The sequence below is a fragment of the Enterobacter roggenkampii genome, from assembly GCF_001729805.1.
In the GTDB taxonomy this organism is placed as follows: Bacteria; Pseudomonadota; Gammaproteobacteria; order Enterobacterales; family Enterobacteriaceae; genus Enterobacter; species Enterobacter roggenkampii.
The window spans coordinates 1,504,134-1,520,704 of the sequence record NZ_CP017184.1 but is presented as its reverse complement, the minus strand read 5'-3'; the positions used below and the strand labels follow the sequence as shown (position 1 = coordinate 1,520,704).

13 protein-coding genes and 2 CRISPR repeat arrays (2 of these 15 cut by a window edge) are annotated in these 16,571 nt (G+C 57.2%); of the genes, 6 read left to right on the top strand and 7 right to left on the bottom strand.

From position 1 onward, the window contains the following. Positions 1-301: direct repeats of the CRISPR family, unit length 28 nt; unit sequence TTTCTAAGCTGCCTGCACGGCAGTGAAC (it extends 808 nt beyond the left edge of the window). A 175-nt stretch (positions 302-476) separates the two neighbouring features. From BFV67_RS07040 to clpS, 4 genes are all read right to left on the bottom strand, one after another. Continuing rightward, positions 477-917, bottom strand: coding sequence for a hypothetical protein (locus BFV67_RS07040; protein ID WP_069598060.1), 441 nt, complete (start codon positions 915-917; stop codon positions 477-479). 239 nt (positions 918-1,156) lie between these two features. After that, the gene (locus BFV67_RS07035) at positions 1,157-2,299 is read right to left on the bottom strand and encodes an IS481 family transposase (protein WP_069598059.1); all 1,143 of its coding nucleotides are present in this window, start codon (positions 2,297-2,299) and stop codon (positions 1,157-1,159) included. 168 nt (positions 2,300-2,467) lie between these two features. Further along, positions 2,468-4,747, bottom strand: a complete 2,280-nt coding sequence (gene clpA, locus BFV67_RS07030; RefSeq protein ID WP_014831269.1) for an ATP-dependent Clp protease ATP-binding subunit ClpA — start codon at positions 4,745-4,747, stop codon at positions 2,468-2,470. Positions 4,748-4,774: 27 nt separating this feature from the next. Beyond that, positions 4,775-5,095, bottom strand: coding sequence for an ATP-dependent Clp protease adapter ClpS (clpS, locus tag BFV67_RS07025; RefSeq protein ID WP_006174393.1), 321 nt, complete (start codon positions 5,093-5,095; stop codon positions 4,775-4,777). A 267-nt stretch (positions 5,096-5,362) separates the two neighbouring features. Between clpS and cspD the strand changes: the two genes are divergently transcribed. Next, the gene (gene cspD / locus BFV67_RS07020; protein ID WP_008499993.1) at positions 5,363-5,584 is read left to right on the top strand and encodes a cold shock-like protein CspD; all 222 of its coding nucleotides are present in this window, start codon (positions 5,363-5,365) and stop codon (positions 5,582-5,584) included. Between the two features lie 70 nt (positions 5,585-5,654). On the opposite strand, the gene macB is transcribed toward cspD, so the two are convergent. Together macB and macA are read right to left on the bottom strand one after the other, a co-directional pair. Beyond that, positions 5,655-7,595, bottom strand: coding sequence for a macrolide ABC transporter ATP-binding protein/permease MacB (gene macB / locus BFV67_RS07015; protein WP_069598058.1), 1,941 nt, complete (start codon positions 7,593-7,595; stop codon positions 5,655-5,657). Next, positions 7,592-8,707, bottom strand: a complete 1,116-nt coding sequence (macA, locus tag BFV67_RS07010) for a macrolide transporter subunit MacA (RefSeq protein WP_023618360.1) — start codon at positions 8,705-8,707, stop codon at positions 7,592-7,594. Before macA ends, macB begins: the two co-directional genes overlap by 4 nt. A 159-nt stretch (positions 8,708-8,866) precedes the next feature. Between macA and BFV67_RS07005 the strand changes: the two genes are divergently transcribed. Next, complete coding sequence (locus tag BFV67_RS07005; RefSeq protein WP_069598057.1) at positions 8,867-9,823, top strand: VirK/YbjX family protein; 957 nt, start codon at positions 8,867-8,869, stop codon at positions 9,821-9,823. Here the strand turns inward: BFV67_RS07005 and BFV67_RS07000 are convergent. Continuing rightward, the gene (locus tag BFV67_RS07000) at positions 9,820-11,478 is read right to left on the bottom strand and encodes an ATP-dependent endonuclease (RefSeq protein ID WP_069598056.1); all 1,659 of its coding nucleotides are present in this window, start codon (positions 11,476-11,478) and stop codon (positions 9,820-9,822) included. The two genes, BFV67_RS07005 and BFV67_RS07000, sit on opposite strands and share 4 nt — an antisense overlap. A 290-nt stretch (positions 11,479-11,768) precedes the next feature. On the opposite strand from BFV67_RS07000, the gene aqpZ reads away from it, so the two are divergent. From aqpZ to hcr, 4 genes are all read left to right on the top strand, one after another. Next, complete coding sequence (gene aqpZ, locus BFV67_RS06995) at positions 11,769-12,464, top strand: aquaporin Z (protein WP_008499998.1); 696 nt, start codon at positions 11,769-11,771, stop codon at positions 12,462-12,464. 170 nt (positions 12,465-12,634) lie between these two features. After that, on the top strand, positions 12,635-13,534 hold the full coding sequence (locus BFV67_RS06990; protein ID WP_045405999.1) for a LysO family transporter: 900 nt from the start codon (positions 12,635-12,637) through the stop codon (positions 13,532-13,534). A 144-nt stretch (positions 13,535-13,678) separates the two neighbouring features. Further along, positions 13,679-15,331: a hydroxylamine reductase gene (hcp, locus tag BFV67_RS06985; protein WP_045334111.1), complete on the top strand. Its 1,653-nt coding sequence runs from the start codon at positions 13,679-13,681 to the stop codon at positions 15,329-15,331. 10 nt (positions 15,332-15,341) lie between these two features. Then, positions 15,342-16,310, top strand: a complete 969-nt coding sequence (gene hcr / locus BFV67_RS06980) for an NADH oxidoreductase (RefSeq protein WP_069598055.1) — start codon at positions 15,342-15,344, stop codon at positions 16,308-16,310. 146 nt (positions 16,311-16,456) lie between these two features. Continuing rightward, a CRISPR array of direct repeats spans positions 16,457-16,571; the repeat unit is 28 nt; unit sequence TTTCTAAGCTGCCTGTACGGCAGTGAAC (it continues 1,115 nt past the right edge of the window).

Sequence of the window (16,571 nt, the reverse complement as noted above, 5' to 3'; positions counted from 1 at the left end):
CCATACCAGCGGTCTATAGCCCGCTTATGATAATTTCTAAGCTGCCTGCACGGCAGTGAACGCTTTAGAGATGGCTGCGGCCAGCTTGCCACTTTTCTAAGCTGCCTGCACGGCAGTGAACATCGGAGCGAAAGAGCTTATGTCTCACTATACTTTCTAAGCTGCCTGCACGGCAGTGAACTTGAGAGTTTGCGATCTTACTCAATTCCCCCTTTTCTAAGCTGCCTGCACGGCAGTGAACGGTGTCTTTCCCTTCCCTTTCTTGAATTTTTTTTTCTAAGCTGCCTGCACGGCAGTGAACTGAAAAGAAACCACGCCATCTTATTGTTAGAAAAGAAAATAATCAAATTTCGCTCATAAAACCCTTTTTTCTAACTCGTAAATTAGAATCCTCTAAATCAATAAGTTACGTAATCATCAAAAAAAAGGTCAAGCCAGTGGCGTCCAGGGATTATCCCCGACGCCACAAACTAAATTCAGGAAATAATGTGAACTACCGTTTCTGCACGTTGAGGCGCAACGACATCTGCAGCTATCGAATGCGCAATATCATGGAGTAGCCCTGTAAGGTGCGGCAGCATATCGGGATCAAAATGCGACACCAGCAGCACATGATTCAACGCCCGACAGTAATCACATTTCGTTTCGGTGTCTTCCAGCAGCCACTCTTTTTGTCGCGGTTGTTCTGCTTCGTCCGCAAATTCCACCACCTGAAAATCACGCATAGATTCTGTGAGTCCGGATTTTACCTCTTCCAGATAAGCCCCGAGGCAACGACATACGGGCTGCGTTTGTGGGAGTAATTCGCAATCCAGCAGGATTTCGGTGAGCAGTTTGCAGCGTTCGGCCAGGGTGGGGAGATCGGGGTTGAGGGAGAGTTCGCTGTAAAGTTGGGCGAAATTATTAATATCAGTCATATGTAATCCTTTATGCACGTAAGATTGTTTGTGCACACTTTCAGGACGCCAATCCCAGCACCTGATTTTGCAGGTGCGCCGCCATTTTATTACTGTGGATTTATCCAGCAACCAACGTAGTACGAAACTGGGAAGCTCCTCGCAAAATTCCTCTGCGGTCTGTTGCCCTCACCCCAACCTTCTCCCTGTACGGTCCGGGGACATGGTAGACAGGTGTTCGGGGACATGGTGAACACTTTTTAACATCCTTTACCCATGGTGATCGACTTTTTCTTCAGGTCGATCACCCCCACTTTCGTGCTGTACCACCACACTTCGTAGCGGCCGTCCTCCTGCATCTCCTTCAGCCCGACCCGTTCTCCCCTGAACGCATTGCCTGCCTTCAGACTTACCCCTTTCACGCTCAGCTTTCCGCTGATATCCACCTTCCTGACCATCACGCCCTCGTCGTATTCCGGGGGCGTTGTGTTGCCGCTGTACCGCCGCGCAGACGGCTGATACCGCGAGCCCGGTACCGCCATGTCCAGCGCCTCATGCGGGCGTTCAAGGTTATAGACCGTCCGCCAGTGGTCGAAGGCGCGCTGCAGTTCGCCCTCGTTCGCGAACCACTTGCCCTGCAGCACTTCCGCCTTCAGGCTGCGGTGAAAACGCTCCAGCTTGCCCTGCGTCTGCGGATGATACGGCCGGGAGTGCCCCACCCGGATACCATGGCGCATCAGCCACAACTCCAGCGCCGTCCAGGTGCCGGTGGTGTCTCCCCACGGGGCGCCGTTGTCCATTGTCATCCGGTCCGGCAGGCCGTAGCGTTCAAACACGCTGACTAGCCGCTGCTGCACGGTCTCACGCCGTTCATCGGTACAGTGCGCCAGGCACAGGGAAAAACGGGAGTGGTCATCCAGCAGGGTGAGCGGATGGCAGCGGCCACCGCCAAAGGGAAAGTTGCCCTTAAAATCCATCTGCCAGAGCCGGTTCGGCGCGTCATGTTCGAACCGTCCCGTGACGGGAATGGCCGGTGAAGCGCCCGGCAGCAGGCCGTGACGGGCCATCAGGTTATGAACGGTGCTGAAGGCGGGCATACGGTGCCCCTGGTCTTCCAGCCAGCGCTTTATCTTGCGTGCGCCCCAGCGTTCATGGCGGTCATGGGCCATACGCAGCAGGGCAGTGATGTCGTCAGATGAGCGGTTCGGGGAATGGTGCGGTATGCGCGGGTGGTCCTGAAGGCCGGCGGCACCTTCCTCAGCCCAGCGACGAAGCCACTTGTAGCCGGTGGCAGGGGAAATGCCGTAGTGACGACAGAGGGAACGGATGTTCGCCCCGTCCTGCGAGGCGAACAAAACAAACTCGGTACGTAATGACATGGTATCTCTCGCATCCCAGGGCATAAGCGACTCCATAAACGGGTTCTTATGCCTTAGTTGTAAGTGTCTACCATGTCCCCGAACAAGTGTTCACTATGTCCCCGGACCGTACACTCCCACAGGGAGAGGGAGAAAAGCAGGCATAAAAAAACCGGGCATTCGCCCGGTTTTTAACATTAACGTTCAACTCACTCAGTGAGCCGCTTCCGGCTTGTGCTTCGCTGCACTCTGGAAATCGTACGTCAGTTCGTTCTTCGCCTGGTCCAGCGCCACGGTCACCTGGCCGCCGTCCACCAGCGAGCCAAACAGCAGCTCGTTCGCCAGCGGTTTCTTCAGGTTGTCCTGAATCACGCGCGCCATCGGACGGGCCCCCATCGCACGGTCGTAGCCTTTCTCAGCCAGCCAGTTGCGGGCCTCCTGGCTTACTTCCAGCGACACGCCTTTCTGATCCAGCTGAACCTGCAGCTCGACGATGAACTTGTCCACGACCTGATGGATCACCTCGGTAGAGAGGTGATCGAACCAGATAATGTTGTCCAGACGGTTACGGAACTCCGGCGTGAAGATCTTCTTGATCTCCTCCATCGCATCGGTGCTGTTGTCCTGGTGGATCAGGCCGATGGATTTACGCTCGGTTTCACGTACCCCGGCGTTGGTGGTCATCACCAGCACCACGTTACGGAAGTCCGCTTTGCGCCCGTTGTTGTCGGTCAGCGTCCCGTTGTCCATCACCTGCAGCAGGATGTTGAACACGTCCGGGTGCGCTTTCTCGATTTCATCGAGCAGCAGTACCGCGTGCGGATGCTTGATCACCGCGTCGGTGAGCAGGCCGCCCTGGTCAAAGCCCACGTAGCCCGGAGGCGCACCAATCAAACGGCTGACGGTGTGACGCTCCATATACTCGGACATATCAAAGCGCAGCAGCTCAATGCCCAGCGCTTTGGAGAGCTGAACCGTTACCTCAGTTTTCCCCACGCCGGTCGGGCCGGCAAACAGGAAGGAACCGACAGGCTTGTGCTCATGCCCCAGTCCTGCGCGGGCCATCTTGATCGCTTCGGTTAAGGCCTCAATGGCTTTATCCTGACCAAAGACCAGCATTTTCAGGCGGTTGCCGAGGGTGCGCAGCGTGTCGCGGTCGCTCTGAGAAACGCTCTTCTCAGGGATACGCGCGATGCGGGCCACCACGGACTCAATATCCGCCACGTTAACGGTTTTCTTACGCTTGCTGGCCGGCATCAGGCGCGCACGCGCCCCTGCCTCATCAATCACGTCAATCGCCTTATCCGGCAGATGACGGTCGTTGATGTATTTCACCGCCAGCTCCACCGCCGCACGCACCGCTTTCGCGGTGTAACGCACGTCGTGGTGCGCTTCATACTTCGGCTTCAGGCCGTTGATGATCTGCACCGTTTCCTCGACGGACGGTTCGGTCACGTCGATCTTCTGGAAGCGGCGCGCCAGCGCACGGTCTTTCTCAAAGATGTTGCTGAACTCCTGGTAGGTGGTGGAGCCAATCACGCGGATCTTGCCGCTGGAGAGCAGCGGTTTGATCAGGTTAGCCGCATCCACCTGGCCACCGGAGGCCGCCCCTGCGCCGATGATGGTGTGGATTTCATCGATAAACAGGATGCTGTTGGTGTCCTGCTCCAGCTGCTTTAACAGCGCCTTGAAGCGTTTTTCAAAATCACCACGGTATTTGGTGCCCGCCAGCAGCGAGCCGATGTCCAGCGAGTAGATTGTGCAGTCGGCAATCACTTCCGGTACGTCGCCCTGCACAATGCGCCAGGCAAGGCCTTCGGCAATCGCGGTTTTACCCACGCCAGATTCCCCCACCAGCAGCGGGTTGTTCTTGCGGCGACGGCACAGCACCTGGATCGCGCGCTCCAGCTCTTTATCGCGACCAATCAGCGGGTCGATACCGCCAACGCGAGCAAGCTGGTTAAGGTTGGTGGTGAAGTTTTCCATACGATCCTCCCCGCCTGCTTGCTCTTCATTGTTATTGACCTGATTGCTGGAATCCGAGGCCTGGTTAGGCTCGTCTTTGCGCGTTCCGTGAGAGATAAAGTTAACCACGTCGAGGCGGCTGACTTCGTGTTTGCGCAGCAGATAGGCAGCCTGTGACTCCTGCTCGCTGAAGATGGCGACTAAGACGTTTGCGCCAGTCACTTCACTACGTCCGGAAGACTGGACGTGGAATACCGCGCGCTGCAGCACGCGCTGGAAGCTGAGCGTCGGCTGCGTGTCGCGCTCCTCTTCACTGGCTGGCAGCACCGGTGTGGTTTGTTCAATGAAGGCTTCGAGTTCCTGACGTAGCGCCACCAGATCCACGGAGCAGGCTTCCAGCGCTTCGCGGGCAGATGGGTTGCTAAGCAGTGCGAGCAGTAAATGCTCGACGGTCATAAACTCATGTCGGTGCTCACGCGCTCTGGCGAAAGCCATGTTTAAACTGAGTTCCAGTTCTTGATTGAGCATAGGCACCTCCCCCAATTTTATGCCTTATCAGGCCTTTTCCAGCGTACACAGCAACGGATGCTCGTTCTCCCTCGCATAGTCGTTCACCATCGCCACTTTGGTTTCCGCCACTTCGGCTGTGAAGATGCCGCAGATAGCTTTGCCACGATAATGAACGGTAAGCATCAGTTGCGTTGCACGTTCTACATCATAAGAAAAGAACTTTTGTAGCACGTCAATAACAAATTCCATCGGCGTGTAATCATCGTTCATTAACATAACTTTATACATAGATGGCGGTTTTAGCGCGTCACGCACTTTGTCTTCCGCCAGCTGGTCAAAATCCAGCCAGTCGTTGGTCTTACCCATTTTGCATAACCACTTTGAATCTACCTCAGATGTTAGATAACAATCATCTATTACTGTCATCCGCGATGTCTGTCACAAACTGTTGCAATAGCGTTAACTGCTTCAAACTTTGGTTGATTATTGTCCCATCTCCAGCGCCAAACGCTTGACGACGTCTTTCGTTTCTCTAAATTGTACAAGCGTGAGATGGCGAGGTTTTGAACAGCCCCCACTCCACCACCGGTTCATTCCATCTTAACTTATAAGATTTACGAAGGATGTCGAAGCATGGAAATGGGTACTGTTAAGTGGTTCAACAACGCCAAAGGGTTTGGCTTCATCTGCCCCGAAGGCGGCGGCGAGGATATCTTCGCTCACTATTCCACCATTCAGATGGATGGTTACAGAACGCTCAAAGCCGGGCAGTCCGTCCGGTTCGATGTCCACCAGGGACCAAAAGGCAATCATGCAAGCCTTATCGTCCCCATTGAAGCAGAGACGGTTGCATAGCTCTCTGTTTTATTGTGTACATCCCGCAGTCAAAATGCCAGCCCGATCGGCTGGCATTTTTATTTTCGGGTTATTCCCGAGCCAGCGCATCCACCGGATCCAGCCGCGCCGCGTTGCGGGCGGGCAACCAGCCAAACAAAATGCCGGTAAAGGTTGAACACAAGAATGCGGTAATAATGGCCACCGGCGAGAAGCCAATCTCCCAGCCGGGTAAAAAGAGCTGGAGCGCGAAGGCGATCATCATCGAGAGCGCAATCCCCATCGCACCGCCGACCAGACACACCAGCACGGCTTCAATCAAAAACTGCTGCAGCACGTCGCTGGCTCTGGCCCCGACCGCCATGCGGATGCCAATCTCCCGGGTACGCTCGGTTACCGACACCAGCATGATGTTCATCACCCCGATACCGCCGACGACCAGCGAAATCACCGCCACCAGCGTGAGGAACAGCTGAAGAGTACGTGTGGTCTTTTCCGCCGTTTTCAAGAGGCCGTCCATATTCCAGGTGAAGAAATCTTTCTTTCCGTGGCGCAGGGTGAGCAGCCGCTCAAGCTGCTGTTCGGCCATGGCGCTGTCGTAGCCCTCCTTCACGCGCACGGTGATGGAGTTGAGCCAGGACTGGCCCATAATCCGCCCGGAGATGGTGGTATAGGGAAGCCAGACGCGCAGGATCTTGCTGCTGCCAAACATCGACTGCTTCTCTTCCGCCACGCCGATGACCGTGGCAGGCATGTTGCCGACCAGGATCACTTCGCCCACCACGTTAGCTTTATTGGGGAAGAGCTGTCTGCGCGAGTTCGCGTCCAGCACCACCACCTGCGCCCTGCCCGCCAGCTGTTCGGCGTTAAAGGTGGCGCCTTCGCTGAAGGTCATACCGTAGACGTTGAAATAATCCCCGCTGACGCCGTTCGCGCTGGCCGCCACGTCAACATTGCCCACGCGCAGGCGCAGGTTTTGCGACACCGCAGGCGTGGCGGAGTTGACCCACGGCTGCTTCTGAATGGCCGCCAGATCGTCGTATTTCAGCGCCTGCTGATACTGCGGCTCGTCGTCCCCGAAGTCTTTGCCGGGATAGACGTCAATGGTATTGGTGCCAATAGCGCGGATATCTGCCAGCACCAGCTGCTTGGCCGCATCGCCCACCACCACAATCGACACCACCGAGGCAATACCGATGATGATGCCGAGCATCGTCAGCAGGGTACGCATTTTATTGGCCGCCATCGCCAGCCAGGCCATGGTCAGCGCTTCACGAAAGCCGCTGGAAAATTGTCCCCAGCCGGTTGATGCCGGAAGCACTTCTTTCGGCGCCGCAGCCCTGGAGTCACGCGGCGGCGGGTTGCTGACCAGCTCGCCGTCGTGGATCTCAATGATTCGCTCCGCCTGCGCCGCCACCTGCGGATCGTGGGTCACGATAATGACCGTATGCCCCTGATCGCGAAGCTGGTGCAGGATCGCCATCACCTCTTCGCCGGAATGGCTGTCGAGCGCGCCGGTTGGCTCATCCGCGAGGATCACCTGCCCACCGTTCATCAGGGCTCGGGCAATACTCACGCGCTGCTGCTGGCCGCCGGACAGCTGCGAGGGCTGATACTCCACCCGCTCCGCCAGCCCCAGGCGCGTCAGCAGCATCTGCGCGCGCTCGAGGCGTTTTTTCCGCTCGACGCCCGCATAGACCGCCGGTACTTCTACGTTCTGCGCGGCATTGAGGTGAGAAAGCAAATGGTAACGCTGGAAGATAAAGCCGAAGTGCTCCCGACGCAGCTTCGCCAGCGCGTCGCCGTCCAGCGTTGAGACGTCCGTCCCGGCCACGCGGTACGTGCCGCTGGTTGGTTTATCCAGGCAGCCGAGAATGTTCATCAGCGTCGATTTACCGGAGCCAGATGCCCCGACAATCGCCACCATCTCGCCCGCCTCCACGCGCAGGGAGATGCCTTTTAGCACCTCCACCGGGCCATCACCCGACGGATAGCTGCGGCGAATGTCTTTCAGCTCAAGCAATGCCGTCATTTCGCGGCTCCGGGCAGGCTTTCGCTGATGACAACCTCCTCACCCTCTTCCAGCCCTTTCACCACCACCACGTCGGTGTCGTTGCGCGCGCCAATCACCACTTCGCGCTCGCGCGTTTCGCCGTTGCGCAGCACTTTCACTTTATAGCGGCTATCACCGGCGGACTCACCCAGCGCGGAGAGGGGAATGGTCAGCACGTTCTTCACGCCGGTCAGCTGGATATGCACCTGCGCGGTCATGTCGAGACGCAGCACGCCCTGCGGGTTCGGCACTTCAAAACGGGCATAGTAGAAGATGGCGTCGTTAACCTTTTCCGGCGTCGGCAGAATGTCTTTCAGCACGCCTTCGTAGCGCGTCTGCGGATCGCCCAGCACCGTAAACCAGGCATTCTGCCCCGGCTTAAGATGGATCACGTCCGCCTCGGAGACCTGGGCTTTGACCAGCATGGTGCTCATGTCCGCCAGCGTCAGAATGTTGGGCGCCTGCTGCGCGGCAATCACCGTCTGCCCCTGCAGCGTGGTAATTTGCGTCACTTCCCCGGCCATCGGCGCAACGATTTTGGTGTAGTCGAGGTTGGTTTTCGCCGTATCCAGCGAGGCCTGGTTGCGTTTGATTTGCGCGTCAATCGTGCCAATCTGCGCCTGCTTCACCGCCAGTTCCGTGGTGGCCGTATCTAAATCCTGCTTCGAGATCGCCTGGGTTTTGGCCAGCGCCTGCTGACGGGTCAGCGTCACCTGGGCCAGGTTACGCTCTGCCTGCGCCTGCGCGCGCTGCGCGCGCAGCTCCATCAGCGTGGCTTCCACCTCGCGGATCTGGTTCTCGGCCTGTTCAGGATCGATCACGCCGAGCAGCTGGCCTTTTTTTACCTTATCGCCAATCTCAACCGACAGCGTTTTCAGCTGACCGCTGACCTGTGCGCCAACGTCAACCTTGCGCAGGGCATCAAGTTTGCCCGTCGCGAGGACGTTTTGTTGCAGTTCGCCCGGACGAACAATCAGCGTCTGATACTGCGGCACCGGCGCATTCAGCACCTGCCATAGCCAGTACCCACCGGCTAACACCACGACCGCCAGCAGCAGAAACAGCGTTCTGCGTTTTCCCTTGAGGTTCATAAATATTCCAAATAAATGTTCTGGCAATGATAAATGCTGATTCTATCTAAACGACTCCTCAACGAAACCCCTGTTCTCCGAAATCGTCACAATTTGTTTACGAGACGTTGAAAGTCCGCCTGCTGAAATGGAGATCTTCATCAAGAAGCAGGATCTAACATGTCTTCCATCGTCGATACACCTTTTTCAAACCTGCCACAGCCTGCATCGGGTTGGCAGCTCTTCAGTCATCTGGCTTCCGGTAAGCTCACGCCAGGGCTGGCGTGGCAAAACCCCGCCTATCGACGTAAATTCATGCTACGTTCGCTGGCGACGCCTGTAAGTACCGCTCGCCTGTTGACGAGCCTTGCAAAACAGCCGAGCCTGATGCAAATGCTGCAGGTGCAGCCAGGACTGCCGTGCCGTCTGCATCGCCCCTGGCTGACGGTGAATATGGATCGCCAGCAGGCCCTTGAGTCCCTTAACTGGCACTATCAAACGATGAGCCGCCATATGCCGGCATCGCTGCTCTCGGGTTATCTGTCGAAAAAGGGCTTCACGCTGCTCACCTTAACCGGTAAAGATGAAGAGCAATTTACCGTCCGCCTGTGCGCCGATGCGTTTCTGGATAAAGAAGGGGAAGCCACCCTCGCCTTCTGCGACCACCAGAATACGGTGCTGGCCGAGATGACCTTCACCCTGTGCCAGTTTGAGGGAAAATCGACGCTGTTTATCGGCGGCCTGCAGGGCGCAAAAGCCCACGTTCCCCATGAGCTGATCCAGGGTGCGACGAAGGCCTGCCATGGTCTGTTCCCGAAACGCCTGCTGGTCGAAGCCGCCATGACCCTCGGCACCGCCTTCCAGGTAGAACAGATTGTCGCCGTCAGTAATGACACCCATATTTATCGCAGCTGGCGCTACCGCAAGAAAAAAGAGGGGAAACTGTTGGCCGATTACGACAGTTTCTGGATCTCCATCGGCGGCGAAAAGCAGGATAGCGGCAACTTCATGCTGCCACTCGTCATGCCGCGTAAACCGATGGAAGAGATTGCGAGCAAAAAACGCTCCGAATATCGCCGCCGCTACGCGCTGCTGGACAGCCTGATTCAGCAGGTGAACCAGGCGACTCAACGTTAATCCGCTCTCCCGCGTGCCAGCCACAGCACGCGGGAAAACATCTTCCGCAGCAGGGTCGGCACCGCCTCCACGCCCCGTCTCCCCGCTTCCGTCGCCACTTCAATGGCTAAATCCGGTTTTGAAGAACGACGAATAGCTTTGGCGATCACGCGCCGCATGTTCATCGGGACATCGACCGGCACCATGGCAATTCGGTGGAATACGTCGTCGAACCCCTGACGATACATAAAGTGTTCCATGTCCATCGCGGGCAGCATGGTTAAATGGTCGCGCTCTTCCTCGCGCTCGTTATTCAGCAGGCTACGCACGGTCGAGGCATATTTTTTGCCCGCCTCATCACCGTCGACCAGAACGTGCCACTCGATCCCCATCCGGCGGGCAAATTTTATCAGCGGCTTGAGTCCCGACTGGGCGAATTCAATCACCTTGATGCCTTCCGCATCAAAATGGTGGCCGCACTGGCGCGCCAGTTCGTTGATGACCCAGGTTTCCGTCTCTCCTTCCACCAGCAGCCAGCAGCGGGCAAAGAGCGACGACGCGCGGTTAAAGCGAATATGAAACGCGATGCGCCGCCCGTCTTCCGCGTTCAATCCACCCGGACCTAACCGGTAGGCGGAGACGCGGGAAGATTCACGCACCAGACGACAGACGTGCTCGACCGGCGTCAGCGATAATAATTCGCCGGAATTGGTGGTCGTAACGCGCTGGAGCGGCAGCAGGTTCAGCAGATGCCATGCCACGGAGAGCATGATGGGATGCAGGCGCGTTTCCGGGTCTTCCACCAGCAGCAGCGGCCGGGCGTCCCGGTCAAGACGCACGGTGCCCTTCGCCTGCAGAAGCGTTGAAAACAGCCCCAGCAAAATCACCCGATGGGTACGACCACCGGGCCGGTCGATCATCCGGTTAATGATATCGAGGTAGCGCCAGCTGCGCTGTTCGTCATGAGAGCGGCGGCGCATCAGGCGATGGCGCGACTCCGACGTTCCCTGCTCGGAAAAATAGTGCTCCAGCAGCTGTACCATTGCGGACAACCCCTGACGAATTTGACCGTCGGTCAGATTCTGCGGACGCGACACCAGCTCTCTCGCCAGAAAATCCAGCTCGCGGGCGGTGACTTCCACTTCCGGCATATTCGGTACGGTACCGTTACGGATGCGCCGCATAAAACGCGCGTCGCGCAGGCGCAGCACCGGCGTCAGGCGGATCAGGTGGCGGGCCAGATCGTCGATATTGTCCAGCGGGATCGGGCTGGCCTTCTCATCAAGAAAATCACGCAGGGTCAACACGCCCTCGTTTTCCGCCATCTCCCCTTCCAGCCGGTAGAATATGCGGTGGAAACCGTCATCGCACGGTACCCAGCAGGGTGACAGCGGGCGGAAGCGACGCACGCGATGACGTCCGGGCTCGGACTCGCGGAACGTCAGGATAATATGCAGGTGCTTCTCGCGCCCCGTCACGTCGCCGGGGGGGAACCAGAAATCGTCGCGAACGAAGTGATACAGATCGTCTTCGGGCGAAAGCAGTAACGTCAGCGCATCCAGCAGGCTGGACTTACCCCAGGCGTTCTCGCCGATCAGGACGTTGTTCTGTTCCAGCTGCAGCGACAGGCGGTTAATACCGCGAAACCCGACAATTTCCACACGTTCGAGAAGCATAAATCCCCCGCGCAATGTTCACTTTTTCCTTTAAGTTATCAGCAGTATAGCGGGAGGCGCCCTGTCACGACAGCACAACATTCACCCTGACGAGAATTGGTCTATGCTCTATTTACCGCTGATTTGAACAAGGATTGACATCACATTGCCTTAAATCAAATTAATCGAATTTATTTAAGTGGCGAAGGGGTGTTATTGGTTTCTAAAATACGGACTCTTTGAGTCGTCATCCCTTTATGGCGATATATCCCGCGCGCGGGAAAGCGTGCGGAAAATTATTTGAGGTGGTTATGTTTAGAAAATTGGCAGCAGAATGCTTTGGTACATTCTGGCTGGTATTTGGTGGCTGCGGTAGCGCCGTTCTGGCAGCAGCATTCCCGGAATTAGGTATCGGTTTTGTCGGCGTCGCGCTGGCATTTGGTTTAACCGTATTAACCATGGCCTTTGCCGTGGGGCATATTTCCGGCGGTCATTTTAACCCGGCAGTGACATTAGGTTTATGGGCCGGCGGTCGTTTTCCGGCGAAAGAGGTAATTGGTTATATTGTCGCTCAGGTGGTGGGCGGTATTATCGCAGCGGGCGTTCTGTACGTCATTGCCAGCGGTAAAGCTGGCTTCGACGCGGCGGCCAGCGGCTTCGCCTCTAACGGCTTCGGCGAGCATTCTCCGGGCGGTTATTCCATGCTGTCTGCCATCGTGATTGAAATTGTGCTGACCGCAGGTTTCCTGCTGGTGATCCACGGCGCAACCGACAAACACGCGCCAGCCGGTTTCGCGCCGATTGCCATTGGTCTGGCACTGACGCTTATCCACCTGATCTCCATTCCGGTTACCAACACCTCCGTTAACCCGGCACGCAGCACCGCCGTCGCCATCTTCCAGGGCGGCTGGGCGCTTGAGCAGCTCTGGCTGTTCTGGGTGATGCCGATTATCGGCGGTATCCTGGGTGGCGTGCTGTACCGCACCCTGCTGGAAAAACGCGATTAATTGCGCGCGGTGTCGGGTGGCGCTAACGCTTACCCGACCTACGTGAGTGTGCACTTGTAGGCCGGGTAAGGCGCAGCCGCCACCCGGCTTTTTTATTGCCGCTTTACTGAACAGCCTTTATTGGGTAGTGTCTCTGGCGCTCAACAGATACTCAAAAGGACCGGCTGTTCATGTTTTCAGGACTCCTCATTATTCTGCTGCCCCTGATTGTGGGCTATCTCATCCCGCTGCACAGAGAATCCGCATTACGGCTTATCAACCGTTTTCTCAGCTGGATTGTTTACGTCATTCTTTTCTTTATGGGGATCAGCCTGGCCTTCCTGGATAATCTGGCGACGAATCTGCTTTCCATCCTGCATTATTCTGTGGTCACCGTGGTGGTTATTTTGCTGTGTAATATCGCCGCATTATTCTGGCTTGAGCGCACCGTTCCGTGGAAAAACCATCATCATCAGGAAAAACTGCCTTCCCGAATTGCGATGGCGCTGGAATCATTAAAACTGTGCGGCGTCGTGGTGATCGGTTTTCTTCTTGGGTTGACCGGCTGGGCATTTTTACAGCACGCGACAGAGGCCAGTGAATATACGCTAATTTTCCTGCTGTTCCTGATCGGTATCCAGCTGCGAAATAATGGCATGACGCTGAAGCAAATTGTTTTAAACCGTCGGGGAATGATGGTTGCGGTCATTGTGGTCGCCAGTTCCATGGTGGCGGGCGTGATTAACGCTTTTATTCTCGACCTGCCGCTGAAAACCGGTCTGGCGATGGCGTCAGGCTTTGGCTGGTATTCCCTCTCCGGTATCCTGCTGACCGAATCCTTTGGCCCGGTCATCGGCAGTGCCGCCTTCTTTAACGATCTGGCGCGCGAGCTGCTCGCCATTATGCTGATCCCGGGGCTGGTTCGCCGCAGCCGCTCTACCGCGCTGGGCCTGTGCGGCGCGACGTCGATGGACTTTACCCTGCCAGTGTTACAACGCTCTGGCGGGCTGGAGATGGTGCCCGCCGCCATCGTTCACGGCTTTATTTTAAGCCTGCTGGTTCCGGTTCTGATGGCCGTCTTCTCGGCCTGATACCTCTTTGGCGGTAGGGTGCCTGCCGCCAAAATTGCGCTAAATCAATCTCCCTCTATTTTGTAGCAGAAAGCCCTTTTCTCCGTTCTGGCACAGGCATAACCTTAAACATGTATATCAAATATAACTTTAACAGGTGTGATTATGTTTTGTGTGCAATGTGAACAAACCATCCGTACCCCGGCAGGCAATGGCTGCTCTTACGCACAGGGTATGTGCGGCAAAACCGCAGAAACATCTGACCTGCAGGACCTGCTGATTGCCGCCCTGCAAGGCCTTTCCGCATGGGCGTTCAAAGCCCGCGAATATGGCATCATCGACCACTACGTCGACAGCTTCGCCCCGCGCGCCTTCTTCTCCACGCTGACCAACGTTAACTTCGACTCTCCGCGCATTGTCGGCTATGCCCGCGAAGCCATTGCCCTGCGTGAAGCGCTAAAAGCGCAGTGCCTGAAGGCGGATGCTAACGCCCGCGTGGAAAACCCGATGTCTGAACTCCAGCTGGTGAGCGACGATCTCGGCGATCTGCAGCGTCAGGCGGCCGAATTCACCCCAAACAAAGACAAAGCAGCGATTGGCGAGAACATTCTCGGCCTGCGCCTGCTGTGCCTGTACGGCCTGAAAGGCGCTGCGGCCTATATGGAACACGCGCACGTGCTCGGCCAGTACGATAACGACATCTACGCCCAGTACCATAAAATCATGGCGTGGCTGGGCACCTGGCCTGCCGATATGAACGCGCTGCTGGAATGCTCAATGGAAATCGGCCAGATGAACTTCCGCGTGATGAGCATTCTGGACGCGGGTGAAACCGGCACCTACGGCCACCCGACGCCGACGCAGGTCAACGTCAAAGCGACCGAGGGCAAATGCATCCTGATCTCCGGTCATGACCTGAAAGATCTCTACAACCTGCTGAAGCAAACCGAAGGCACCGGCGTTAACGTCTATACCCACGGTGAAATGCTGCCAGCGCACGGCTATCCGGAGCTGCGTAAATTCAAGCACCTGATCGGTAACTACGGCAGCGGCTGGCAGAACCAGCAGGTGGAATTTGCCCGCTTCCCCGGTCCTATCGTGATGACCTCTAACTGCATCATCGACCCGACCGTGGGCGCGTATGACGACCGCATCTGGACCCGCAGCATCGTCGGCTGGCCGGGCGTGAGCCATCTTGAAGGTGACGATTTCGGACCGGTGATAGCGCAAGCGCAGCAGATGGCAGGCTTCCCGTACAGTGAGATCCCGCATCTGATCACCGTCGGCTTCGGTCGTGAAACCCTGCTCGGTGCCGCCGATTCGCTGATCGATCTCGTCAGCCGCGAAAAGCTGCGCCACATATTCCTCGTCGGCGGCTGCGACGGCGCGCGCGGCGAGCGTAACTACTTCACCGATTTCGCCACCCGCGTGCCGGAAGACTGCCTGATCCTGACCCTGGCGTGCGGTAAATACCGTTTCAACAAGCTGGACTTCGGCAACATCGAAGGCCTGCCGCGCCTGATCGATGCGGGCCAGTGTAACGATGCTTACTCGGCCATTATTCTTGCCGTTACCCTGGCGGAAAAACTGGGCTGCGGCGTGAACGATCTGCCGCTCTCGCTGGTGCTCTCCTGGTTTGAGCAGAAAGCGATTGTCATCCTGCTGACCCTGCTCTCTCTGGGCGTGACCAACATCGTGACCGGCCCGACAGCGCCAGGCTTCCTGACGCCGGACCTGCTGGCCGTGCTGAACGAGAAATTCGGCCTGCGTTCCGTGACCAACGTTGAAGATGATATGAAGCAGCTGTTGAGCGCGTAAGGAGTAATTTATGACCATGCCAACCTCACAATGCCCGTGGCGGATGCAGGTGCATCACATCCATCAGGAGACGCCGGATGTGTGGACGCTGTCGCTGCTGTGCCACGACTACTATCCGTACCGAGCAGGTCAGTATGCGCTGGTTAGCGTTCGCCATTCGGCGGACACCCTGCGCGCCTACACCCTCTCCTCCACGCCGGGCGTCAGCGAATACATCACGCTCACCGTCCGCCGCATTGATGACGGCGCGGGCTCGCAGTGGCTGACCCGTGACGTGAAGCGCGGGGATTATATCTGGCTCTCCGACGCGCAGGGGGATTTCATCTGTGACGACAAAGCGGACGATAAATTCCTGCTGCTGGCGGCAGGCTGTGGCGTAACGCCGATTATGTCGATGCGCCGCTGGCTGGCAAAAAACCGCCCGCAGGCCGACGTGCAGGCGATCTTCAGCGTGCGCTCTCCGGACGATGTCATTTTTGCCGAGGAGTGGCGTGATTATCCGGTGACGCTGGTGGCTGAGCACAACGCGACGCACGGTTTTGTGCCCGGTCGCCTGAGCCGCGAGCTGCTGCAAAGCGTGCCGGATATCGCGAACCGCACCGTGATGACCTGCGGCCCGGCGCCGTACATGGCTATCGTGGAAGAAGACGTGAAAGCGCTCGGCGTGACCCGTTTCTTCAAAGAGCAGTTCTTCACGCCGGTGGCGGAAGCGGCAACCAGCGGGATTCAGTTCACCAAACTGCAGCCTGCGCAGACCTTCTTTGGCCGCGTGGGCACGTCTCTGCTGGAGGCGCTGGAAAGCAACAACGTGCCGGTGGCGGCGGCCTGCCGTGCCGGGGTGTGCGGCTGCTGTAAAACAAAGGTGGTTTCCGGGGAGTACACCGTCACCAGCACCATGACGCTGTCCGACGCGGAAATTGCCGAGGGTTACGTGCTGGCATGCTCGTGCCATCCGCAGGGCGATCTGGTCCTCGCATAAACAATAAACGCTCGTTCGTAGGCCCGGTAAGCGTCAGCGCCACCGGGCTTTTTTGCCGGGTGGCACTGCGTTTACCCGGCCTACGTTGTGCCTACTGCCTGTTCGGCATTGGACCCTAACCACCGACGCTTAACCGGCTGAAGTGCTTTCTAAGCTGCCTGTACGGCAGTGAACCGTAGCTCTCAATCTTGCTTTTCTCGCTCTCATTTCTAAGCTGCCTGTACGGCAGTGAACCGTTGATATCCCTTCGCTGCTGCTGGG